Raw genomic sequence first — 26,132 nt, 5'->3', positions numbered from 1 at the left:
TGTATTTTATTTTATGCTATACGTCGAAAAACTTTTTTTAGCAGTCAAATAGATGATAGCTTCATTATATCAAAGCAATTAAACAACTTATAATTATTAGGTTAAAAATGAATTCAGATACTAAATACGACGCTACTTTACATAAAAATGCAGTGCCATACTATAAAGATATTAGCTATAGAGAAGCAGGTAAATTTGAAGAAACACGATTTGAGAAAATTCATAATGTAATATTCAAAAGTTCTGATTATGCTTCAATCATTGTAGCTCAGGAAATAGCCAAATTGATCAAGGATAAACAGGCTGAACAAAAATGTTGTGTTTTGGGGCTAGCTACTGGTTCTTCACCGATTAAAGTGTATGAAGAATTAGTACGGCTCCATAAAGAAGAAGGTTTAAGTTTTTCCAATGTAATTAGCTTTAACCTGGATGAATATTATCCTATGGATAGGGGTAATGTGCAGAGCTATCATTATTTTATGCACGAGCATTTGTTTGATCACATAGATATTTTGCCAGAAAACATTCATATTCCTGATGGCACAGTATCTCAGGAAGATTTACATCAATACTGTATCGATTATGAACTAAAGATCAACGCAGCAGGAGGGTTGGATTTTCAATTATTAGGAATAGGGAGAACCGGACACATAGGTTTTAACGAACCTGGATCTCATTATAATTCAGTTACCCGAAGTATTACTCTGGACCATCTTACTAGGTCTGATGCTGCGTCGGCGTTTTTTGGTATTGCCAATGTACCAAAGAGAGCTATTACTATGGGGATTGGAACTATAAAAAAAGCCAAACGTATTGTTATTATGGCTTGGGGGCATAAAAAAGCGGGTGTGGTCAAAGAAACCATAGAGGGTTTAATTACTTCAGATATTCCTGCATCATATCTTCAGGAGCATAACAACACAACATTCGTATTAGATCAGGAAGCAGCAGAGGAACTAACTAGAATAAAAACTCCATGGCTAGTAGGTCCTTGCCGATGGAACAAAAAAACAAAGAGTAAAGCTATTGTTTGGCTTAGCCAGACTGTACAGAAACCTATTCTGAAACTAACGGATAAAGATTACAATGATCACGGGATGTCTGGGTTGTTGGCAGAAGAAGGATCTTGTTATGATCTTAATATCAAAATGTTTAACAAACTACAGCATACCATAACGGGTTGGCCGGGAGGTAAGCCTAATGCTGATGATACCAATAGACCAGAACGAAATACACCTCATAAGAAAAGAGTGTTGATTCTAAGTCCGCATCCTGATGATGATGTGATTTCTATGGGAGGCACTTTTCTACGCTTAATAGAACAAGATCATAAAGTACATGTAGCGTATCAAACTTCTGGAAATATTGCTGTATCCGATGAGGAAGCTATCAAATATGCTGAGGTCGTAAAAAACGTGTTTTCTGAAGGAGAAGGTTATGGTAACATTGATAAAATGATCGCTGATCTTAAGAAGAAACAGGAAAATGTAATTGATTCTATTGAAGTTAGAAACCTGAAAGGATTGATTCGTAGAGGAGAATCCTTTGGTGCCACTCGATTTTTGGGATTACCGGATGCTTATGTGAGCTTTTTAGATTTACCTTTTTATGAAACAGGAACAGTAAAAAAGAAACCGTTTAATAAAAAAGATGTAGCAATTCTTTCAAAATTAATTAAAGAAATAAAACCTCACCAGATATATGCCGCAGGAGATTTGGCAGATCCTCATGGTACACATAAGGTTTGTTTAGATATTTTATTTAAGGTATTAGAAGATCTAAAAGAAGAGGAATTTATGAAAGATTGTTGGGTATGGCTTTATCGAGGAGCTTGGCAGGAATGGGATATTCATGACATAGAAATGGCTGTTCCGCTAAGTCCTGATGAGGTATTAAAAAAGCGTAAAGCGATATTTTTTCATCAATCTCAAAAAGATGGAGTATTGTTCCAAGGAGATGACTCGAGAGAGTTTTGGGTTAGGGCAGAAGAAAGAAATCAACAAACCGCACAGAAATATCATGAATTAGGATTTGCAGAATATGAAGCAATCGAAGCATTTAAAAGGTATCATTTTTAAAATACAATAAAAACCATAGAAAAGAGAGAATTCCATTCAACTTTTGAAACGATAACATATACGTATGAAAAGATTTTTTTTGATCACCCTTTTTACCATTTGGGCTATACAATGGGCTTATGGTCAATCATCTATAGAAAAGTATTCATATAACTTAATGCCTTGGCCAAAACAGATTGTTTCTGGTGATGGTTCTTTTGTCATAGATAAAGATTTTACTGTTTCACTACAGGAAAATACCAGTAAGCGAGTCTATAATGCTTCTACACGATTTATAAGGCGTTTAACTAGCAAAACAGGAGTTTTCTTGGATGAAGGATTTCCAAAAAACTTGGATACAGAAGCATCTTTACAGATATATTTTAAACGAAAAGGGAAGTTAGAATTACACGAAGATGAATCCTATACAGTAGAAGTAACACCTACGAAAATTAAACTAGAAGCCAATACAGATATTGGTATTTTGCGGGGATTAGAAACTATTCTTCAGTTAGTACAGTTTAATACCAATCATTTTTATATACCTGTAATTAAGATTACAGATACTCCTAGATTTCCCTGGAGAGGTTTGATGATCGATGTAGCTAGGCATTATCAACCAATTCATGTGCTAAAACGTAACTTGGATGCTATGGCTATGGTAAAACTTAATGTTTTTCACTGGCATCTGACAGATGATCAAGGATTCAGAATAGAATCTAAAACCCATCCTAAACTTCATGAACTGGGTTCTGATGGAGAGTATTATACTCAGCATGAGATCAAGGAAATTATTCAATACGCAAAAGATAGAGGAATAAGAGTACTACCTGAATTTGATGTTCCTGGTCATGCGACAGCAATCTTAACAGCTTATCCTGAAATTGGTAGTAAAGATACTACATATCAAATCGAAAGACATGCTGGTATTTTTGATCCTACATTAGACCCCACTAATGAAAAAACATATAAGATATTATCTGATGTCTTTGGTGAGATAGCTTCATTGTTCCCGGATGAGTATATTCATATTGGAGGAGATGAAAATGAAGGGAAGCATTGGGATCAAAATAAAGATATTGAGGCGTTTAAGAAAAAACATGATATAAAAACTAATCATGCACTACAGACACATTTTAATGTTCGTCTTCAGGAAATTCTTAGTAGTTACAATAAAAAGATGATGGGTTGGGAGGAGATCATAAGCTCTGATATCAAAAACTCTGCAATTATACATTCCTGGAGAGGAGTAAATGAAGGTCTACCTCCGGGACAGTCATTAATACAGGCTGTTAAGCTCGGATACAAAGCTGTATTGTCTAATGGATATTATGTAGATTTAATGTTACCGATAGAGGAGCATTATCTGGTTGACCCAATTCCTGACTCAGATAAATTAACTGATGAACAAGAGAAATTCATTTTAGGAGGAGAAGCTACAATGTGGGGAGAATTAGTAACACCATTGACTATAGATTCTAGAATTTGGCCTAGAACTGCTGCAATCGCAGAAAGATTCTGGTCATCAAAAGAAATTAATGATATTGAGAGTATGCATTCTAGGTTGAATGCTATTAATCTGGATTTAGAACAACTAGGAATTACTCATAAAAGGAATAGAGATGTAGTCCTACGTAATATTGTAAAGACAGATAACATTTCAGCAATTGCTGAATTAACCAAGGTCTGTGAGCCACTAAAAAAATATACTCGAAATAAAGATGGTTTGGAATACAGATCCTATTCTCCTTTTACACTTTTTGCTGATGCCTGTACCAGTGATGCATCAGATGCCAAAGCATTTAATATTTTGGCGGATAAATTAGCTCATCAGAAAACAGGTGGAAAGACTATTATCGAAATTAGTAATTACTTACAAAAATGGAGCTTACTGTATGCAGAAATCGAAGATTTTGACAATCCTATCATTAATGAAATTAAACCATTAGCAGAAAACCTATCCGCAATATCGTTTATCCTTATTGATTTTATAAAAAATGGGAGGATTACATCTTATCAGGAAGAAATGTTAGAGCAATACCTGGAGAAAGCAAAAATACCTGTGGTAGATGTCGAATTGATGGTCGCAGAATCCTTCGAAAAACTAATAAAATATCTAAATAACAATAAAAAAAGTGTGGGGAATTAGTTTCTTTATGTAATATATCATTGTACAAATCCATTTAGTATTTTGGTTTTTACTTCTTTTACATAGTTTCTGCCAATAGGAATCATTTTATTTTCAATCTGAACACAGTTTCCGTCTATAGCTTCGACTTTATGAAGAGAAATGGTATATGATCTATGAATTCTCATAAAATCTTGCTTCGGAATTAATTTAGTCATAGCTAATAGATTACAGTGAGTAACATAATCATCATAAATGGTTTTAATAGAAACATAATCCTTTAGACTTTCGATGTAAAGAATATCTTTAAAATATATTTTTACCATTTTTTTATTCACTTTTACAAAAAAATAATCTTTTGTATGAGTTTTAGAACCTGATATTGCAGAAACTATTTTAAAAGAATCACTCTTGGTACTAATAGATCTGGAAACTCTGTTTAAAGCTTTCATTAATCTTTGAAGATAAATAGGTTTTATTAAATAATCCAAAACATTAAGTTCATAGCATTCTACAGCATATTCTCGATATGCAGAAGTAATAATGATAAATGGAGAGCTACTTAAATTTTTTATAAATTCAATACCATTGAGTTTCGGCATATTAATATCCAAAAAAATAAGATCGATATCCTCCTTTGATAAAACATCAAAAGCTTCAATTGGATTATCGCAGGTTTTAACTACTTCATACTTTTCAAATTTTTCAAGATGTTTTTCAATAATTTTTACAGCCAAAGGCTCATCATCTACTATTAAGCATTTTATTTTCATTGGTTGAGGGATTTAAAAGGGGGAAACCAATAAAAGAACGTATTACGTTAATTCATAAAGCCAAGTTAGATATTATATAAACGAGCTTGGTACAACAAATAGTTCAAAATATGGGGGTAAATAATTCAAATAACCATATTGCAACTAAGTTTAAAAGATATTTGAACTAAAGTGTGGTTAAGAGAGTAGACATTATTTCTTTTGCTTTTTGTATACTGAAGGTAAACAGCCAAAGTGTTCTTCAAAGGATTTTTTGAAATATTTATAGTCATTAAATCCTACTTCATAAGCTATTTGATTGAGTTTAGCATCAGTATTTATAATCATTTTAGCCGCATTTTTCAATCGAACCGATCTAATAAATGCTGATAATGAAAGCCCGGTCAATGATTTTATTTTGCGATATAAAGAGGATTGACTCATCATTAGTTCTGTAGTCATAAGAGGAATTCCAAACTCTGGATTTTGAAGATTTTTTTCAACCAATTGTATGGCTTGATTAATAAATTGATTTTCAACTGTATCGATTTCTATTTCTTGGGTGTCAGGTTCAAATCTTACTTTGTTATATAAATGATGCCTTAGTTTTTTTCGATTCTCAAGTATAGATGCCACTTTGGCCTTTACTACAAAAGGATTAAACGGTTTGGTAATGTAATCATCGGCTCCTGTTTGTATTCCTTCTATTTCAGAAGTAATAGAAGATTTAGCTGTCAATAAAATAATAGGAATATGCGAAGTAGTAATTTGTGCTTTGAGTTCCTTGCATAATGATATTCCATCTTTTATTGGCATCATAATATCACTTATAATGATATCAGGGATTTCATCAGTAGCCACTTCTAGTCCTGTAACTCCATTTTCGGCTTCCAAGATCACGTATTGAGCACTTAGAAGGTCTTTTAGGTAGTTTCGGATCTCTTGATTGTCTTCAACAAGTAATACTGTTATTTTAGAGGAATCTTCAAGGGGTACTAATTCCGAATCAGAGGATTTATGTTCTTTTTTACTTTCACCTACAGAGAAATTACCATTCACAGCATCATCCAGAGATGATGCGTAATCATAATCCATAGGAAGCGTGATTGTAAATACAGTACTCTTATGTATTTCACTGGTTACGTTAATGGTTCCGTGGTGTAATACAATAATTTTTTTTGAGAAAGCCAATCCAATTCCGCTACCCATCATCTCTACCGTTTCTGTAGTACCGACTTGATAAAACTGATCAAAAATCTTATCTAATTTATCCTCTGGTATCCCAATACCAGTATCTTTGACGGTGATAAAGCATCGATTTTTTTCGGTGTTAATTTTTAAAGCTATCGAATCTCCGGATTGTGTATGTTTAAAAGCGTTAGAAAGAAGGTTACTAAGCACAATTTCCATATGATTTCTGTCAAAAAGAAATGAAATATGATCCAGATTGCTTTCGAAGGTATAGTCTATTTCTTTAGATATGGCCATTTCCTTGAAATAACTAAAAGTGTTATATGCAAAAGCCACAAAATCTCCTTCTGAAACATTGAGAGTAAGCATATCTCTATCCGCTTTCCTAAAACTAAGAAGTTGATTTACCAGATTAAGAAGTCTATGAGCATTATTGTTCATAACCTTCAATTTGTTTTTTATAGAGTTATCTAAGTTTTTATACTCTATAATTTCTGTGAGTGGACTAATGATTAGGGTGAGAGGAGTTCTAAATTCATGCGAAATATTAGTGAAAAAGCTAAGCTTCGCTTCAGTTAGTTCGGTTTCTTTTTCTTTTTCTATTTTAGAGATCTCTACAATGTTTTGCAGTTTGGACTGTTTGATCCTCATACGTACAAAAAAGATAACAATACTTAGAAATATCAGAAAGTAGAGCAAGTATGCCCAAATACTTAGCCAAGGAGCAGGTTTGATAATTAATCTTATAACTTTTGGTGGAGTCCAAGCCTGGTTGTTTCTAGAACCAATGATTTGCAATGTATAATCGCCACTGGGAAGTCCTGTAAAGTTAATTTGATTATTGTCATTTAATTCTACCCATTCATCCCTAAAACCTAATAACTTATATCTGTAGTTTACGTTTGATTTTCCTAAATGGTCATTGAGTACAAAACTAAGTTGTACTGATCTTTCACGATGTGATAATGTTATCTCTTTATTATAAGTTATGTCTTTTCGAAGGATTACATGATTATTGATAGTATCTCTGGCAGCAATTTCTTGATTATCAATTATAAGTTTGGAAAGAATAATCTCAGCATCATTTTTGTGGTTTTCTATTTCTTCAGGGTTAAAAAAAGTGATATTATCTATACCTCCAAAATAAATATATTGGCCATCATTAAAAACACTTCTGGAATTAAATGATGAAGTCTTAATTCCATCTGTTTCTCCATAGTTAATAAAAGTTTTTTTGGCTTTATCGAATTTCATGATTTCAGTAGCAGTACTAATCCAAAAATTATTGTTTTTATCCGAAGTGATAGAACTTATAAAAGAATTGTTGATACCATCATCTTCACCATATATTTTCTTTATACTTAATATGTTTTTCAGATATTGTAACTCAACCAATCCATTTGGAGTTCCAATCCACATTTCATTTTGATCAAAAAAGATGCAATTGATGATAACCCCGGGTAATTTTTCTTTCATCAAGTTAGAGTGATGAATAAATGATTTTGATTTTTCATCATAAAGATGAAGACCATTAAATGTCCCAACCCAAACATTACCTTGATGATCTTCTTTTATATCTGTGATTCTGTCAATATTATCAAGTTTTAGATTTCCGCTTCCCCCATCATGAAAGTTTATGTATTGGCCGCTATTGACTATTTGATTGAGTGGAACGCAGTATACACCATTATGTTGAGTGCCAATCCATAATCTTTTTTTGGAGTCTACAAGAAATGAATTAATTCTTTCCAGTTCGGTGTTTTCGTAAACCCTCTCCCCACTATTTGAATTATAAATGTCAAAACTAAAATCAAAACCTATAAAAATTTGTTCCCCATATTTATAAATTGCTCTTTTGTGGTTTTTTGATGTTTTTGTTGCTAAAGTAGAAAAGTTACTACCAATAAATACTCCGTTTCCTAAGCTCCCAATCCACAAATTCTTTGAATCTTTACATATAGATTGAATATTGAAATCATGTTGAAGCTTTTCATTCTGAATAAGTTGATATGCATTGTTAAAAGCTTTTCCCGGAATAAGTTGTATTAGCCCCCCAGTAGGAGAAGATACCCAGATCATATTGTTGTGATCAACGTGGATATCTGTAATAATATCATAATTAATATTACGCTTTCTACTTTTTTCTTTTTGGATATTAACCTTCTTGAAATTTTTAAGGTTAGAGTCACTTACATATAATCCGTGGTTATGGGTACCTATCCACATTCTATTTTCTTTATCCAGGGCTAGGTGTCTGGCAAAACCACTTTGCGTACCTGCCCATATACTATCTATTTGTTTGCTGGTTTTATCGTAGCTATAGATATAAGGATTATAAACCCCTGCAGTACCTATCCAGATTTTATTACGTTTAGGATCATCTATCAAATCTGTGATCTCAATTTTTATAGGGAATTCAGAAGTTTCTTGTGTTACTGGATCATATTTGGTAAGGATATCATAATTGCCATACCATATATTACCTTGCTGATCTTTTGTCATAGTATACATCACACAAGTTGATTGAATATGACGTATAAGTTTGTGTTCCTCAGGATTGATTACGAATATTCCATCCAACCAGGTTCCAACCCAAATATTCCCGTTATTTTCTTGGGTGAGTGATATAATTCGTTGATCATTTTTGTTCCCTTTGTTAATAAGATGATTATAGTTTTTGATGATAGCTCTTTCTGCATTAAGTACTGATAATCCTCCACTTTTAGTGCCGATCCAAAGATTATTGTTGTGATCAATGAATAAGGTTTCTATATTTTCATTTTTTAGTTCTTTGTATTTTTCATTAGGTAGAACATATTCAAAATCATATCCATTGTATTTAGTTATTCCGTTCTCTGTTGCGATCCATTTAATGTTGTGATGATCACTTACTACAGAAGTTGTGTAGTTAGCAGATAAGCCTTCTTTAATCCCATAGTGCTTAACAACATAGCTGGTTTGATTGCTTTGCGAAAAGATTGGGGTACAGGTTATTATTAAAATTATATATAAAAAAAACCGTTGTGCATTTTGATTTTTTTTGATTCCAAATTCGTCAATTCGAGTGCTTCGACTAAAGGGAGAAGTGTATCGAGAATAGAATTTTGAACAAAAAAAGCTATTCTCGATATATTTTGTCTTCGTTTTACTACAACAAAACACTCGAATTGACGCTTTTTTGAGATAAACATTAAAAATGCATAATGGGTATAGAAAAGAAAGGTATAGAATTTTTTTAATTGAAGTTAAATTGTAATATATCATATGTATGATAGTAGCGTATTCCATTTGCAATTTATAGTTAACTATGCTTCAATTAGTAAGGTCAATTTTGTATAAATATATAACAATGGGTGTTATTTAATGTGTTTGTAAAGTAATGGGTTAAAAATGAAAACTTTATCTTTTTTTAGACCAACTACAGTTTTATTTGCATGAGTAGTATCAGGGGATATAAAATCCCTTTTATTACAATTTAACTTCTATACAGCGACAATTTTCAGTCATTCAGCTAATTAGTTTCTTAAGAGAAATATGAATTGATACTTTCGGAACAATGGAAAGATCAAATCTTTTCCATATAACTAAATACTAAATTTAACACAAATCAATTATGAAAGACCCAAAATTTACTTTGGATGATTGGCGGTATTGTAAAACTATTCTTGCCATATTCATCTTTTCATTATGCTTACTTGGTATAGGTAATACTTATGCACAGGTTAATACAGGGGGTAGTGCTACTACTGCAAATCATAACAAACAAGTTATAGGATATATTACGAACTGGGATGCCTGGAAATCAGTTAATGCAGGAGTTCCAGCCCAAGGAGCTTTAAATCACTTAAATATTGATTATAATAAGTATACCATACTAAATTACTCATTTTTTGGTGTAGCAGTCGACGGTTCTCTCCATAGTGGAGATCATAGAAATAAAAACATTTACCAATCGGGAGCTGTCCAACAACCGGATGAGCTTATACATGGAAATGTGTATGATAGTTGGGATCTACATTTGTTGCTAGGTGAAATAGAGACTTTTAGTTATATAAGTCCAGCAATAAAAGAGAGGGCCGAAGCTTTTGGATATATTATTAATGGTAATGAATGGTTGCATCCTAAATGGAGAATAAGTAATAATAGTGGATCAGGCAATGCACCTCTTCCTCTACCAAAAGAAGGTGGTGCTCCTGGAGTAATCGAATTATCGCATCAAAATGGTGTGAAAATAATGGCTTCTATTGGAGGATGGAGTATGTGTAAGCATTTTCCAGAGATGGCTGCTGATCCTGTAAAAAGGGCTCGTTTTATAGAAGATTGTAAGACCCTTATCGAAATGGGGTTCGATGGGATTGACCTGGATTGGGAATATCCAGGGCCATTTCCTGGCATGAATTTTACCGGAACGAATGCGGACTATGCTAATTTTGAAAATTTGGTACAAGAAATTAGAAACGCAATAGGACCAGATAAATTAATTACTGCAGCAATGGCCGCTGATTATAAAAAAATAGAAGGGTTCAATTGGTCGAAATTGTCTAGTACCATGGATTATTTTAATATGATGACCTACGACTTTAATGGAGGTTGGTCAAATATTGCAGGACATAATGCGCCAGTATATCCTTATGATGGAGCAGAAGCACCAGATTTTAATTGGCAAACATTATTAGATAAGATGAAAGGTATGGGAGTGCCTGTAAACAAAATCAATTTCGGAGCTCCTTTTTATGGTAGAGGTGTTGTTACTGATGGAACAGCGGATTTAAATGCTCCAACGGTAAAGAGAAATGTTACTATACAACCCGATGGGCCAGTAAGTACAGCAGCGGATTATACTAATTGGCCATTAGAAGTGTATGATGGTACACCAAACCACTTTTTTATAAAACAAAAAACAGGATCAGGTAGTGGTTGGACAAGGAAATGGGATGATCAAGCAAAGGTTCCTTATATGGTAAAAGGAAATTTCTTTTTGAGTTACGATGATGAAGAATCAATAACCGAAAAAGCTAAGTTTATTAATACAAATAACCTGGCAGGAACCATTATTTGGACAGTATTTGGAGATCTTGAGTTTTCAGGTTCACCACAATCTTTTGGGACAAAACTAAAGAGATGGTCTAATGTGCAGTCCCCTCTGATTAATAAGATGAATGAAATTTTTGCAAGCGGAGGCACAGGTAACCCACCGCCAACAGTTGCGATAACTTCTCCTTCTGAGGGAGCAACTTTTACTGCCGGAGATAATATCAATATTACTGCAGATGCAGCGGATAATGTAAGTATTGCCCGTGTAGAGTTTTATAATGGATCTTCTTTATTAGGTCAGGATACTACTGCACCTTACTCGTATAGTTGGAATAATGTTTCTGCCGGGAGTTATTCGATCATAGCCAAGGCGTATGATAATGAAAATGTCAGTGCTACTTCATCCGTTTCTATTACGGTTACTGGTATTGGGGGAAATGTTCCTCCTGTAGTAAACATAACTTCACCTAGTACGAATGCTACTTTTACAGCAGGTGCTACAATCAATATTGAAGCTAATGCTTCAGATAGTGATGGAACGATAAGCAAAGTAGAATTTTATAATGGAAGTACTTTATTAGGCGAAGACAACAGTGCTCCATATAGTTATAGTTGGAACAATGTATCTGAAGGTAATTACACGATTATCGTCAAAGCTATTGATAACGAAAATGCAGAAGGATCTTCGTCCGTTTCAATCACGGTGAATGGAACTGGAGGTGAAGGTTGTACGGCACCAGCCTGGGTTTCTGGACAGGCTTATACTGGAGGACAGGTAGTCTCTTATCAAGGACGTGAGTATAAAGCCAAATGGTGGACACAACAAACCCCTGGAGGTTCAGAGTGGGAAGACCTAGGGCCTTGTGATGGAGGAAATCCTCCGGGAGGATCTTGTACAGCTCCGGCGTGGGTATCTGGTCAAGCTTACAATGGAGGTGATATTGTCTCTTTGGATAATAGAGAATATAAAGCCAAATGGTGGACTCAGCAGAACCCTGTCGGCAGTTCGGAATGGGAAGATCTAGGACCCTGTGATGGAGGAGGAGATGGAGCACCTCAGATTTCAATAACTTCTCCGACAAGCGGACAATCTTTTATAGAAGGAAATAGTATTGTGATTAATGCTACTGCATCAGATAGTGATGGTAGTATTAGTAAAGTTGAGTTTTATAATAATGGAACTTATTTAGGACAAGATACCACTAGTCCATATAGTTATACTATAAACAATGCTTCTATAGGAAGTTACACATTTACAGCTAAAGCTACGGATAACAGTAATCAGTCAACTACATCAACTGGTGTAAATATAAATGTTACTTCTGATGGCGGATGCACTGGTAATGGTTTTAAAGTTGTAGGATATATGCCCAGCTGGCAAGGTAGTGCAAACGCTATTCAATATGATAAGTTGACACATATTAATTATTCTTTTCTATTACCTAATAGTAATGGCACACTTCGTCCTCTGGATAATGTGTCAAAAATGCAGCAAATTGTTTCATTAGGTCACGCACAAGGAGTAAAAGTGCTAATAGCTGTCGGTGGATGGATGGATGGTAATGATTCACCTTTTTCACAATTAGCTGCTAATCCAACTACCAGAACAGCTTTTGTAAATAACTTAGTCGATTTTGTAAATCAGTATGATCTTGATGGAGTTGATATGGATTGGGAATACCCAAGAGAAGGTAATGAACCACAGCATTTTGAACTATTAATGCAAGAGCTCGGTCAGGCAATGCATAGTAGAGGAAAATTATTAACTGCTGCTGTAGTAGTTGCAGGATGGAATGCTGATGGAGTATTGAATGGAGTATTTGATGATGTAGATTTCTTAAATATTATGGCTTATGATGGTCCTGATCATTCAACTATGGCTCAGGCAGAGAGTGGATTAAATTACTGGTTAGGAAGAGGACTTCCCAAGGAAAAAGCAATACTTGGTGTACCTTTCTATAGTCGTCCGCAAGCTCAAAGCTATGCTTCTTTATTGTCACAGGGGGCTAGTCCGAATAGTGATAGCTTCCAAGGGAATAACTATAACGGAATCCCGACAATCAAAGCTAAAACACAAATGGCATTAGATCGTGCAGGTGGTATTATGATGTGGGAATTATCTCATGACACAACAGACCCTAGTACTTCTCTATTAGCTGCTATTAATCAGGTAGTAGGTGATCCTTGTACCCCAGATAATGTAGCACCGCAAGTATCAATTACTTCTCCACAATCCGGCAATACTTATGTAGCCGGAAATAATATTAATATTGCAGCAAATGCCTCTGATAGTGACGGTAATATTACTAAAGTAGCTTTCTATATAGATGGCAATATGATAAGTGAAGACATTTCATCACCATATACCGCAAACTGGACTGCTATTAATGGTAATCATACTATTACGGCCAGAGCCACGGATAATGACGGAGCTACAACAACATCATCCGGAGTATCAATAACGGTATCGACAGGTGATACAAATACACCTCCATCTATAAGCATCACTAGTCCTTCGAGTGGAGCGACGTATGATGTAGGACAAAGCATTAGTATAACGGCCAATGCTAGTGACCCAGGAGGAAGTGTAAGTAAGGTAACTTTCTATGTAGATGGTACTATGATTAGCGAAGATTCCTCTTCTCCATTTACTGCAAATTGGACAGCAACGTTGGGTAATCATGATATCACAGCAATGGCAACAGATAACGAAGGAGCTACAGCATCTTCTGCAGTTGTGAATATTACGATACAGTCGGATACTGGAGGAGATTGTAGTACAGCACAGTATGTTGATGGATCTGCTTATGAAACTGGCGATAAAGTTCAAAATTCTGGCAAAGAATATGAATGTTTAGTTGGCGGTTGGTGTTCTGTTGGAGGACCATATGAACCTGGTGTAGGCTGGGCTTGGCCTAACGCTTGGAAAGAACTTGGTGAATGTGGTGGCGGAAATCCTCCAGGAGGAAATCAATCACCTACAGTATCCATTACACAACCTTTAACAGGTGAATCTTTCGCTGTAGGAAGTACAATTACTATTAACGCATCAGCTTCAGATGCCGACGGAAATGTAACTAAAGTAGAATTCTTTAGAAACGGAGTTAGAATAGGAGAAGACACCACAAGTCCTTATAGTTATACCTGGAATAATGCATCCACAGGAAATTATACATTAACTGCTAAAGCTACTGATAATGAGAATGCAATGGGAGAATCTTCTGTGGTGAGTATTTCTGTAGGGTCAGTAAATCCTCCTAATCCAGGAGGAGATTTACCAAAAAGAATTTTGGTAGGTTACTGGCATAATTTTGATAACAGTTCATCACTGCCAAAATTAAGAGAAGTCTCAGATAAGTGGGATGTGATTAATGTATCTTTTGCTATACCTACAGTGTTAGGTGGTTCTACAATGACTTTCTCACCTGATCCGGCGATATATTCTAGTGCTCAGGAATTTAAGGATGATGTAGCTTTATTACAAAGTAGAGGTAAAAAAGTACTGATCTCTATGGGTGGAGCTACCGGAGCTGTCGATGTAAGTAGCCCTACAGATGCGCAAGCTTTTAGTAGCTCCATGATCAGTATTATTAGAGAGTATGGTTTTGATGGTATGGATATTGACTTCGAAGGAAGCTCAGTTTCTTTAGCTGCAGGTGATACCGACTTCAAGAACCCTACCTCTCCAAAGATTGTAAACTTAATTAATGGTTGTAGAACAATTTTAAGTCAATTTAGCTCTGATTTCATTCTTTCTATGGCACCGGAAACTTTATTTGTACAAGGTGGATTTAGTGGATATGGAGGTGCAAGTGGAGCTTACCTTCCTATAATTTATGCATTGCGTAATGAAATGGATTACATTCATGTACAACATTATAATACAGGATGTATGTTAGGTCTTGATGGATTATGCTATAGCCAAGGTAATGCTGATTTTCAGGTAGCTATGGCAGAAATGTTGTTACAAGGATTCCCGGTAGCCGGAGGACAGCAATTCCCTGCCTTACGTCAAGATCAGATGGCTATTGGCTTACCAGCTAGCCCATCAGCAGCTGGAGGTGGTTATACGGCTCCTGCAGAAGTACATAAAGCATTGGATTATTTGATCAAAGGACAATCTTTTGGTGGTCGATATACATTACGTAACCCTTCAGGATATGCAAACTTTAGAGGATTGATGACCTGGTCTATCAACTGGGATATTGTTAGTGGATTTGGATTCTCCAATCCTCATAGAGCGTATTTAGATGCTTTAGATAGTAGATCTCCAGGTCTGCAATTAAGTAAACAGACCGCTGTTGTAGCTAAAAATCCTTTTGATACAGAAGTAGAGATAGATGTAAAACTAGAAAGTACACAATCTATTACAGCAGAGGTTTATAATCAAATAGGTGTTAAAGTAGGAGTTATAAATGATTATCAGAAGATGAAAGCTGGTAATCATAAGTTGAAGTGGACGGCTGATGATGTGCCTTCAGGTCTTTATTTCTTAAAACTTAGAATTGGTAAAGAAGTTAGAACCATAAAATTGATGAAACAATAAACACTTCTTAAAACCTATTGAAATTCATACCTGAAACATCTCGTTTCGGGTTTGAATTTCTGTATTAAGACATATCATATACACTGCAATAATTAAAATGTATGTAACATTTTTACTCTTAAAACTATACCTATGCAAACTCAAAACGTACTCTATAAAAGTATTGCGATACTCCAATTTCTTATTTGGAGCTGTTTTTTGAGCTTTACCATTGAAGCTCAACAAACACCTGTTGCTCAAAACGGACAACTTAAAGTTTGTGGAACTCAACTCTGTAATCAATACAATCAACCCATACAATTAAGAGGAATGAGCACTCACGGTATCCAATGGTATGGATGGGAAAACTGCCTCACAGAAAACTCTCTTGATGCATTGGCTTATGATTGGGATGCAGATATCCTTCGTATTTCTTTATATGTACAAGAAGGAGGGTATGAAACAGATCCCGTTGGTTTCACAAATCAGGTGAGTCGATTGATTAATGAAGCTACAGAAAGAGGGATGTATGCTCTTGTAGATTGGCATCAATTAAATCCTGGAGATCCTAATGCTAATTTAGAAAATGCAAAGCGATTCTTTACAGATATCGCTAATCAACATAAAGATAAAAATAATATCATTTATGATGTTTGCAATGAACCTAATGGTTCTGGTGTTAATTGGAATCGGATTAAAACCTATGCAGATCAAATCATTCCTGTGATCAGAGCTATCGATAATAATGCTGTAGTTCTTATAGGTACGCACGGCTGGTCAACCTTTGGAGTGTCTGGAGAAGGTAATTTACAAGATGTAATCGATAATCAATTACAGTTTGATAATGTGATGTATACATTTCATTTTTATGCAAAAAGCCATAGAGATGCATATTTAAATACTTTAGATCAGGCATCAAATCAACTACCTGTATTTGTAACGGAATTTGGAAGTCAGGAATATACAGGAGATGGAGCTAATGATTTTGTGATGACACAGCGATTTATTGATTTGATGCGTCAAAAGAAAATCAGTTGGACCAGTTGGAATTATTCTGATGATTTTAGATCTGGTGCAGTTTGGCAAACCGGGACTTGCTCTGGAGGTACCTGGACAACCGATAGGTTAAAAGAAGCAGGAAGATGGATTAGAGATAAAATTAAATATCCTGAAGATAATTTTCCTGGTGGTAATGGTGGAGATACTCAATCACCATATATTGGTAGTCCAATAAATATTCCAGGAAAGATAGAAGCAGAAAACTATGATTTGGGAGGTCAATCTATTGCTTTTAATGATCTAACAAACACAAATCAAGGAGGGGCTTATAGAAATGATGCAGTAGATATTGAAGTTAGTTCTGAAGGCGGATACAATGTAGGTTGGATTAAAAATGGCGAATGGCTGGAATACACTGTCAATGTTCAGGCAACAAAAACATATACATTAGAGTCAAGAGTTGCAGCCATAACTTCGGGAAGAAAGTTCCACATCGAAGTAGATGGTCAAAATATAAGCGGGCAGATCAATGTGCCTAATACCGAAGGATGGCAAAACTGGCAAACCGTAACAACTAATGTTACTTTAAATCAAGGGGAACAAGTTATCCGCATAGTGATGGATAGCGATGATTTTAATTTAGACTATTTAGTGTTTTCTAATAGTACAATACCTGTCAATCAACCACCTGTGTGTGCTATTACCTCACCTTCCAACAACCAAACCTTTATTGAAGGTAATTCTGTTTCAATAGCTGCTAACGCTTCTGATAGTGATGGTAACATCACCAAAGTCGAATTTTATAATAATAATGTATTATTAGATACAGATACTAGTATCCCATATACATATGTATGGAATAACATTCCACAGGGTAGTTACAGTTTGAGGGCAAAAGCATATGATAATGATGGAGATGACACTACTTCCTCAGTTGTTAAGATCACAGTAAATACATCAGGAGGTGGAGGTGACAATTGTGGTGCCGAAACATATATTGACGGATCTGCCTATGAAACTGGAGCTATTGTACAAAATGTAGGTAAAACATATGAATGCATTGTAGGAGGATGGTGTACTGTTGGGGGACCTTATGCTCCAGGTCAAGGATGGGCATGGTCTAATGCCTGGAAAAAAATAGGAGATTGTGATGCTTTAACCTTTTCAGAAGGAGAAACCTCAAAAGCAACTTGTGATGTAGCACTATATCAAAACGGAGCTACTTATCAAACTGGTGATGAGGTACAAAATTTTGATAAAAAATATAAGTGTAAAGTAGGTGGATGGTGTTCTATAGGAGGGGTTTATACTCCCGGGGGTCCTGATGACTGGGCTTGGCCAAGTGCCTGGGAGGAATTAGGCCCTTGTGATGGAGGTAGTGACAATCAATTACCAACAGTAAGTATTACAAGTCCAAATGAAGGAGCTCAATTCGAGTCTGGTGATCAGGTGACTATAATGGTAGCAGCTTCTGATATAGATGGTAGTATTAATGATATCACTTTCTTTATGGATGATGTCGCTATAGGATCAGATAACACATCACCATATGAAATTACATTCTCCCCAGTTGATGGGGCACATCAATTAAAGGCGATTGCGGTAGATAACCAAGGTGGAGCCACTACATCTAGTACAGTAAATATTGTCGTAAACCAAGATACTGGAGGTGATAATTGTAGTCTAGTGGTATATGTCGATGGAAATACCTATCAAACTGGTGATGAAGTACAGTATTTAGGTAAGAAATATAAATGCAAAGTAGGAGGATGGTGCTCTGCCGGAGGTGCTTATACCCCCCAAGAAGGTTGGGCCTGGCCATATGCCTGGGATGAATTAGGTGCCTGCACAGGAACCCCGGTTAATCAACTTCCTCAAGTAACCGTTTTAACTCCTGCTGTGGTATATACCGAAACCTTGCCCATTACCATTCCATTGCAGGTAAGCGCTGTAGATCCAGATGGCACTATTCAGCGTATCACCGTAGAAGTAGGAGGAGGAACATTACCATTACTTTCTCAGGGTAATGATATCTATCAATCAGATTGGACGTTTTATAACTATGGTACTTTCAGCTACGGTGCACAAGCTGTAGATAATGAAGAAGGATATACCAATTTTACTATTCAGGTTACTATAAAAGAACCTATTCAAGGAGGAGATTTTTTAATCTCGAAGGAAGAATATAATGAATTCTTTCCATATCGATATGGTACAGATTTAACAACCTATGAGTTAGATCCTACAAAAGATTTCTTTACATATGAGTCTTTTGTTGAAGCTATCCAGAGAATGAATAATATCGAAATTACTTTCGAACGTAGGAAAGGAACCAACTTATACAGACTTACCCGAAAAGATAAAACCACAAATCAGTCTTCAGTAATTAGAACAGATCCTGATTTTGATGCAGACTGGAACCAATCCAAACCTATTATAACACAAGTCGTGGATTATGGAACATTTGCCAATGAAGGTAATCAGACTACAATTAAGCGAGAATTAGCCGCTTTTCTAGCCAATATTGGGCAGGAAACTACAGGAGGATGGGCGACTGCTCCAGGTGGCCCGTATTCCTGGGGTTTACATTTTAGAGAAGAACAAGGTTATGAAGGAACAACTAATATAGGGTATCGTGATGAAGGCAATATAGCTTACCCACCTGCGCCGGGTAAATCATATCACGGTCGTGGGCCAATACAGCTAAGTTGGAATTATAATTATGGGCAAGTAAGTGAATTCTTGTTTGGCGATAAAAATGTGATGCTCAATAATCCTGAGCAGGTGTTGCAAGACGCTGCTTTGGCATTTCAGACAGCAATCTGGTTCTGGATGACCCCACAACACCCTAAACCTTCTGCCCATGATGTGATGGTGGGGAACTGGATTCCTTCTGCGTATGACCAGAGTAAGAATAGAAAACCTGGTTTTGGGATGACTGTCAATATTATTAATGGTGGATTAGAATGTGGTAGTGGAACCGAAATTCCAAAAGTACTAGGGCGCATTGGTTTTTATGAACGATTTACAGGAATACTGAATGTAAACAATGATCTGGACACAACGGATGATTGTTCTGAGTGCGGTTGCGCTACAATGGGACCTTTCTTTGGTTTGGAACCTGAAGATGATGCAAGGAGGATAGCTTCTGATAACATTTTAGAAAATATGCTAGAGGTTGAGGTAGCACCTAATCCATTTGAGGATGAATTGCGATTTAGTTTTAATACACTTCAGCAAACTAAAGTTTCTATCAGTATCATAGATTTTAATGGACATAAAGTTTTTAATGCAATAGATACAAATCTTAAAAGCGGGAATCAGCAGATCACTCAAGATGTATCTGCTCTGCCTTCTGGAATGTATTTCTTTCGAGTACAATTCGGAAAAGAAACTAAGACTTTTAAGATTGTAAAAAGATAACCTTAAGGAGCTGTCAGACTCTTGCAGGACTTGATCTTGTAGCTCGGACAGATCAAAAAAACAAACTTTAAAATGAAAACAATACATAAACTACAATTAAGAAAAAGCTTGCTATCCTACTGGTTGATGATTCTATTTCTGTTTGGCATGGTATTTACGCCATTTATGGTTGCAAACACAATAATTTCCAGTAATTATGAGTGGATAGCTTCTTGTGATGATGTACCTGCTTGGAATTCTGGTAATACTTACTTAGGAGGTAATCGGGTGACATACAATGGTGTTTTATATGAAGCCAAATGGTGGAACCAAAACCGAAACCCTGAAATGTATTCTGGTAGAGATGATGAATGGAGAAATCTAGGCGCCTGTGATGGAACTGGAGGTGATCCTAACATTTTACCTTCAGTTGTGATTACTTCCCCGTCAAGCGGAAGTACTTTTACACAGGGAGATAATGTAACAATTAATGTAAATGCTTCAGATAGTGATGGAACTATAACCAAGGTAGAATTTTTTAGTAATAGTACTCTAATTCATACCGATACCACAACACCATATAGTTTTTCTATAAACAATATTTCAGAAGGAAACTACACATTATCTGCTAAAGCATTTGATGATAAAAATGCATCAACACTTTCTACGACTGTAGATATTACGGTTAATGGCACTGGAGGAGGCGGTACAGGTAATTGTGATGCTCCTCAATATGTTGATGGTTCTTCCTATAATACTGGAGACAAAGTGCAAAACTTTGGCAAAGAGTATGAATGCCTGGTAGGAGGGTGGTGCACAGTAGGAGGTCCTTATGCTCCTGGTGACCCGAACGGATGGGCCTGGCCTAATGCTTGGAAAGAATTAGGAGAATGCGGAACCAATCCTCCGGATAATCAGAGCCCGACAGTTGCAATTACACAACCATCTAATGGTTCTAATTTTGAAGTAAATCAAACCGTCAGTATTACCGCATCAGCAAACGACGCTGATGGAACAATAGCCAAAGTTGAATTTTTTATAGATGGGAATAAAATATCAGAAGATACGACGTCACCCTACGCTAGTAATTGGATTGCAACCCAAGGGAATCATACACTGGTTGTTCGTGCTGTGGACGATAAGGGAGCGACCAGTGATTCGGTTCCGGTGAATATTACTGTAGGAGATGTAAATCCACCAACTACAGGACTTCCGGCAAGAATATTAAACGGATATTGGCATAATTTTAATAATGGATCCACTTTGATCAGGCTTAAGGACGTTTCAACAGACTGGGATGTAGTCAATGTTTCTTTTGCTGTGGCCAAGATATCTCCTACAGATGGAGAGATTGGATTCGAGCTATCTTCGGATTTTGATGCTATCGGTTATACCGAAAGTGAATTCAGATCAGATATTCGATTGTTACAGGACCGTGGTCAAAAAGTAATCGTTTCTATTGGTGGGGCAGAAGGGCAGGTGCAATTAAATACTGCTTCGGCACGTGATAAATTTATTACTTCTATAATTACCATTATAGAAGCATATGGTTTTGATGGAATGGATATTGACTTTGAGGGACAATCGCTGTCCTTTAACTTAGGAGATACAGATTTCAGAAACCCTACCACACCTGTCATTGTTAACACTATTGATGCTGTGAGAAGTGTGTGTGATCATTTTGGTGATGACTTTATACTTACGATGGCTCCCGAAACTTTCTTTGTACAATTAGGGTATTCCTTTTATGGAGGTATTTCAGAAGGTGCTGATCGTAGGGCAGGAGCCTATCTTCCTCTAATCCATGCTTTACGCGATAAGCTTACATTTCTACAGGTACAATACTATAACTCTGGTGCAATTACAGCACTCGATGATCAGTTCTACAATATGGGGAATTCAGATTTTTATGTATCATTAGTAGACATGTTGCTTAAAGGTTTTCCTATTACCAGGGACTCTTCTAAGTTTTTTCCACCACTAAGACCAGATCAGGTGTTGATTGGTGTACCTGCATATGTACAAGCCGGTAATGGGTATACAGGCCCACAGGGAGTGATCAATGCTTTGGATTATTTTATTAATGGAAATTCTTTTGGAGGGCAATATCCGTTAACCCAAACATACCCAAGTCTTAGAGGTGTAATGAGTTGGTCCATTAATTGGGATGAATTTGATAATCGAGCATTCTCTAATCCGGTTAGAGCTTATCTGGACGGATTAAGTAGAGAGAGAATATCTCCAGCTAAGCAGAAAGAGATAATACCCCAAGTAGAATTTTTATTATACCCAAACCCCGTTTCAGAATTATTATATCTAAAGATGAATATAAATACAGAGATGATCATAGAGTTTTATAATGCCTTAGGAATTAAGGTTTTGGAACATAAGAGAACGAATACTAGAAACGACCTTATAAATACTAGTTTTAGTGTAGAACATTTAGAATCAGGTATTTATTTTTATAAAGTAAAAACTTCTGACCAGCATTATTCGGGGAGTATCATAAAGAATTAAAACTTAACTTATATACAAACACAAATCAATTTAATTATGAAAACAAATCAGATCACAAGACTGGTAGCTGTAGGTTTGCTATGGGTTGCTTGTACCAATGAAGAAATTGACCTGGACACTGCAGGGACAGAATTACCTGGAGAAGATTTAACTGTGGAACTAGCATATCCCGAAGATACAGGTAAAGTAGCGGATATGTATTATGGAGGGATGAAAATCCCTGTGGAAGAAGTCAATGGTGAGTTTATATACGAGGGTGATATCATTTTTAAGAAAGATATGTTATCCACTACAGCTCCCAAACTGGTTTTTGAAGAAGAAGAAGAAGTTCCAACAGAAAGAAGTGTAGGTAGAACCGGAGGACGATGGCCTAATAATACCGTGTATTATACTATAGACAGTAACTTACCAAAAAAATACAGAGTTACCGATGCCATTGCACATTGGGAAGCCAATACCTCACTTAGATTTGTACAGCGCAGTAATCAGTCTAATTATGTGCGTTTTAGAAAAGGGTCAGGGTGTTCTTCTAGCGTAGGTATGGTAGGAGGTCGCCAAAATATCAATCTGGCAGACGGTTGTTCTACCGGTAGTACCATTCATGAGATTGGTCATGCAGTAGGATTATGGCATGAGCAGAGCCGTGCAGATAGAGATAACTGGATTACGATCAGATGGCAGAATATACAATCTGGTAAAGAGCATAATTTTCAGACTTATGTACAGCGTGGTAGAGATGGTGATGAATATACCAATAGCTTGGATTTTGGATCTATTATGATGTACGGATCTAAAGCTTTCTCTAAGAATGGTCAACGTACCATTACCAAAAAAGACGGTAGCGGTTATAGTACACAGCGTAGTGGATTATCATCAGGAGATCTAACAGGGATTAACAAAATGTATCCCGGTGATGGTGGAGGACAACAATATGAAAATGGTAACTATTATACCATTTATGGCGTTACCGTGTATAGGTGGAGTGATGTATGGTGGTATTGGGATAATAGCCAGAACCGATGGAGGAGAGTAGAATTACGCGGTACTACCTGGTATTACATTAGCTAAAATAGAAGGTGTTTTAGCTTAAAATAACAAAGGCTGCCATCTTATTAGAAACTAATAATATGTACAGCTATTTACATAAGTTTTCCCCATTTAGTTTAATTGTTTTTAGTTAGAAAAGTCCCAAGCTTTAGGTTTGGGACTTTTTATTAGTGGAATTCTGTTTTTAAAAAAGTGAAGCCTTTTATTTTGATGATATCGTAGGATAAAATAAATATATTTTGATTTAGAGGGTATTTTATGTTTATTTAGTAAAAGAAATAGAAAAGCCGTAGAATTATACGTTTGTAAACGTTTATATAATGGATATAAAGGACATATGTCTTTTATTCCATTGTTGTGTGCCATTTGAACAACCACTTTACGAATGATAAATAATGTTCCAAAAGAATTTGAATACCAACAATATCTTCGTGAGATACTAATCAAAAACGAACCACAAATTCCATTATACATCGCAACTGAAAAAGATTTCGAAAAAAGCGATGGAATAAATTATCCCTACAGAAGTCATTTTTATGTTTTCGGGTTATTGCACGAAAGCGAATGCAAACTTCAAGTAGGTATTAATACATACAATCTAAAGAAAAAATCACTTACCATAGTTGGGCCAGGAATTGTGAGAAATTGGATATCCAATAACTGGAATATGAACAATACAACCGTATTTTTTAAGGAATCACTTTTCAAAAAGCCTTTCTATGATAATTTTCTTTTAGACTACGATTTTTTTAAGGTTGGAGCAAATCACGTTATCGAGTTGACAGATGAGGCCTATTCTAACTTAAATGAGTTGCTCGAAACGTTAGAAAAATTCAAAGCCGACCAAAATATTGCCACAGGTATCTTATTTTCTATTCTTGAGTTCATCAATTCAATCTACTTAGAGAATTCAAGCGAACATTTGTTCTCAAGAAATGAACAAATCACTCGTGAGTTTAATGACCTTTTGACCAAGAATTATCGCACTCAAAAAAGTGTCCGTTTCTATGCCGATAATATGAACCTTAGCTCAAAACATCTATCTGATGTCCTCAAAGAAACTGTTGGCAAAACAGTCAAACAATCTATTGAAGCATTGATATTGATTGAAAGTCAGAGCTTGCTCAAACAAACAGCAATGGAAATAAAAGAAATAATGTATTGGTTAGGTTTTGAAGACCAGTCCTATTTCACCAAGTTTTTTAAGAAAAAAATAGGCCTTACACCCTCGGATTACCGCTCAAACTCTTAAATCCGTAAAAAGTACCAGACTAACCGATTTTCGCACTAACACTTGCCTTTTGAGTGTTTCGATATTTGTGCTGTAATAAATTAGTAATTAAAAAGACAGTAATTATGAAAACTCAAAATCTAAATGTAAATCAACTTTCAACAGACGCTTACAGAAACTATTTGTCGTATCTGGAAGCTATGGATAAAAAAGACGTAGAAACTTACGGTAAATTTCTTGCCGATGATGTGCAAATGTGGTTTAACAACGAGCAGTTTGGCATTGGAAAGGAAACCATCTTAAAAGGACTTGATGAGTATTGGCAAAGTTTTATGAGTATCGAACACGATTTGACTAACATTTATGGCACAGACAAGAATTATGTTCTCGAAGCCTTAAACCATTATAAGCGACACGATGGAAAAAATGCAACGGTAAAAGCAGTTGCATTTACTGACTTGAACGACAATGGAAAGGTCAAATCAGTTCGACTGTATATGGATATGGCACCAGTATTCAAATAAAAACGGCACACAACAATGTATAAACGCAATAAGCGGTTCAGGTCTAAGCCTGAACCGTTTTGTTTAAATTTAAGTATCTTTCTAACCGAAATGCAGTGGCTTAAAATCCGCTACTGCGTTTATACGAGACCGTTGTATACCATTTGAGCACAATGAAATTTTAAATGAAAAGCTACTTTAAATATACTGACGAAAATAAAACTGAATGCTTCTTTGAATTGGATGATGAATTCTACTGTGAAAGAGCTATTTATAAAACAGAGAATGAATTAATCAATACCTATTTGACAATTGAACAAGAACCTTATTTTTTGCCAGAAGGAAGTCTAAAAGAAGGATTAGAATTTATGAACTCAGGTTCAAAAGAAGAATTCGACATTTTGTGGAAAGAATCAATGATAGAATCGGAATCAGATTGGGATCAATTAAAAATAAAATATAAAATTGGGGAAAAGGTAAAAACCCAAATATTATGCTTTTATCCGACAGGGATTATCTCAAACTTTGGAGAGAAATTTAATGCAATATCTGACTATAAAACTTGTAGAGAGAAATTTGGAAAAGAGAGAATGTATCCGAATAATGAAATGGAATTGATAATTTCCAAATTCAATGACATTAATAAAATTGTTGAACTCACAACTAATGAATAAAAAAAGTATATAACAATTTGTCCTATGTAAAGCCCTTTTCCCAAGCTTAGGTCATAAAAATACGATATTTTA

General features: G+C 35.6%; 11 protein-coding genes. 9 read left to right on the top strand and 2 right to left on the bottom strand.

Annotated elements, in window-relative coordinates; translation table 11 throughout:
- The first annotated feature begins 107 nt into the window (after positions 1-107).
- Positions 108-2,078, top strand: a complete 1,971-nt coding sequence (gene nagB / locus J8M14_RS21835; RefSeq protein ID WP_211076960.1) for a glucosamine-6-phosphate deaminase — start codon at positions 108-110, stop codon at positions 2,076-2,078.
- A 64-nt stretch (positions 2,079-2,142) separates the two neighbouring features.
- The gene (locus J8M14_RS21830) at positions 2,143-4,206 is read left to right on the top strand and encodes a family 20 glycosylhydrolase (RefSeq protein WP_247672740.1); all 2,064 of its coding nucleotides are present in this window, start codon (positions 2,143-2,145) and stop codon (positions 4,204-4,206) included.
- A 17-nt stretch (positions 4,207-4,223) separates the two neighbouring features.
- Here the strand turns inward: J8M14_RS21830 and J8M14_RS21825 are convergent, their stop codons facing one another.
- Together J8M14_RS21825 and J8M14_RS21820 are read right to left on the bottom strand one after the other, a co-directional pair.
- On the bottom strand, positions 4,224-4,958 hold the full coding sequence (locus J8M14_RS21825; protein WP_211076959.1) for a LytTR family DNA-binding domain-containing protein: 735 nt from the start codon (positions 4,956-4,958) through the stop codon (positions 4,224-4,226).
- 192 nt (positions 4,959-5,150) lie between these two features.
- On the bottom strand, positions 5,151-9,416 hold the full coding sequence (locus J8M14_RS21820; protein ID WP_211076958.1) for a two-component regulator propeller domain-containing protein: 4,266 nt from the start codon (positions 9,414-9,416) through the stop codon (positions 5,151-5,153).
- Positions 9,417-9,741: 325 nt separating this feature from the next.
- Here J8M14_RS21820 and J8M14_RS21815 point away from each other — a divergent pair, with 325 nt between their 5' ends.
- From J8M14_RS21815 to J8M14_RS21785, 7 genes are all read left to right on the top strand, one after another.
- On the top strand, positions 9,742-15,708 hold the full coding sequence (locus tag J8M14_RS21815; RefSeq protein ID WP_211076957.1) for a glycosyl hydrolase family 18 protein: 5,967 nt from the start codon (positions 9,742-9,744) through the stop codon (positions 15,706-15,708).
- Positions 15,709-15,840: 132 nt separating this feature from the next.
- A complete protein-coding gene (locus tag J8M14_RS21810) occupies positions 15,841-20,109 on the top strand; it encodes a glycoside hydrolase family 19 protein (RefSeq protein WP_211076956.1) in 4,269 nt (1,422 codons plus the stop codon).
- Between the two features lie 72 nt (positions 20,110-20,181).
- Positions 20,182-22,605, top strand: coding sequence for an Ig-like domain-containing protein (locus tag J8M14_RS21805; RefSeq protein WP_211076955.1), 2,424 nt, complete (start codon positions 20,182-20,184; stop codon positions 22,603-22,605).
- Positions 22,606-22,641: 36 nt separating this feature from the next.
- On the top strand, positions 22,642-23,673 hold the full coding sequence (locus J8M14_RS21800) for a M12 family metallopeptidase (RefSeq protein WP_211076954.1): 1,032 nt from the start codon (positions 22,642-22,644) through the stop codon (positions 23,671-23,673).
- A gap of 364 nt (positions 23,674-24,037) precedes the next feature.
- Positions 24,038-24,904, top strand: a complete 867-nt coding sequence (locus J8M14_RS21795) for an AraC family transcriptional regulator (RefSeq protein WP_211076953.1) — start codon at positions 24,038-24,040, stop codon at positions 24,902-24,904.
- A 53-nt stretch (positions 24,905-24,957) separates the two neighbouring features.
- A complete protein-coding gene (locus tag J8M14_RS21790) occupies positions 24,958-25,407 on the top strand; it encodes a nuclear transport factor 2 family protein (protein WP_211076952.1) in 450 nt (149 codons plus the stop codon).
- Positions 25,408-25,571: 164 nt separating this feature from the next.
- Entirely contained in the window at positions 25,572-26,060 is a 489-nt protein-coding gene (locus tag J8M14_RS21785) for a hypothetical protein (protein WP_211076951.1), read from the top strand.
- Positions 26,061-26,132: the final 72 nt, after the last annotated feature.

The organism is Aquimarina sp. MMG016 (assembly GCF_018100805.1).
Taxonomy (GTDB): domain Bacteria; phylum Bacteroidota; class Bacteroidia; order Flavobacteriales; family Flavobacteriaceae; genus Aquimarina.
This window is presented reverse-complemented; position numbering and strand designations above follow the sequence as displayed.

Coding starts and splice junctions, on each gene's coding strand:
- nagB (WP_211076960.1), top strand. CDS start 108: ATGAATTCAGATACTAAATACGACGCTACTTTACATAAAAATGCAGTG.
- J8M14_RS21830 (WP_247672740.1), top strand. CDS start 2,143: ATGAAAAGATTTTTTTTGATCACCCTTTTTACCATTTGGGCTATACAA.
- J8M14_RS21785 (WP_211076951.1), top strand. CDS start 25,572: ATGAAAAGCTACTTTAAATATACTGACGAAAATAAAACTGAATGCTTC.
- J8M14_RS21820 (WP_211076958.1), bottom strand. CDS start 9,416: ATGGAATACGCTACTATCATACATATGATATATTACAATTTAACTTCA.
- J8M14_RS21795 (WP_211076953.1), top strand. CDS start 24,038: ATGATAAATAATGTTCCAAAAGAATTTGAATACCAACAATATCTTCGT.
- J8M14_RS21815 (WP_211076957.1), top strand. CDS start 9,742: ATGAAAGACCCAAAATTTACTTTGGATGATTGGCGGTATTGTAAAACT.
- J8M14_RS21810 (WP_211076956.1), top strand. CDS start 15,841: ATGCAAACTCAAAACGTACTCTATAAAAGTATTGCGATACTCCAATTT.
- J8M14_RS21800 (WP_211076954.1), top strand. CDS start 22,642: ATGAAAACAAATCAGATCACAAGACTGGTAGCTGTAGGTTTGCTATGG.
- J8M14_RS21825 (WP_211076959.1), bottom strand. CDS start 4,958: ATGAAAATAAAATGCTTAATAGTAGATGATGAGCCTTTGGCTGTAAAA.
- J8M14_RS21805 (WP_211076955.1), top strand. CDS start 20,182: ATGAAAACAATACATAAACTACAATTAAGAAAAAGCTTGCTATCCTAC.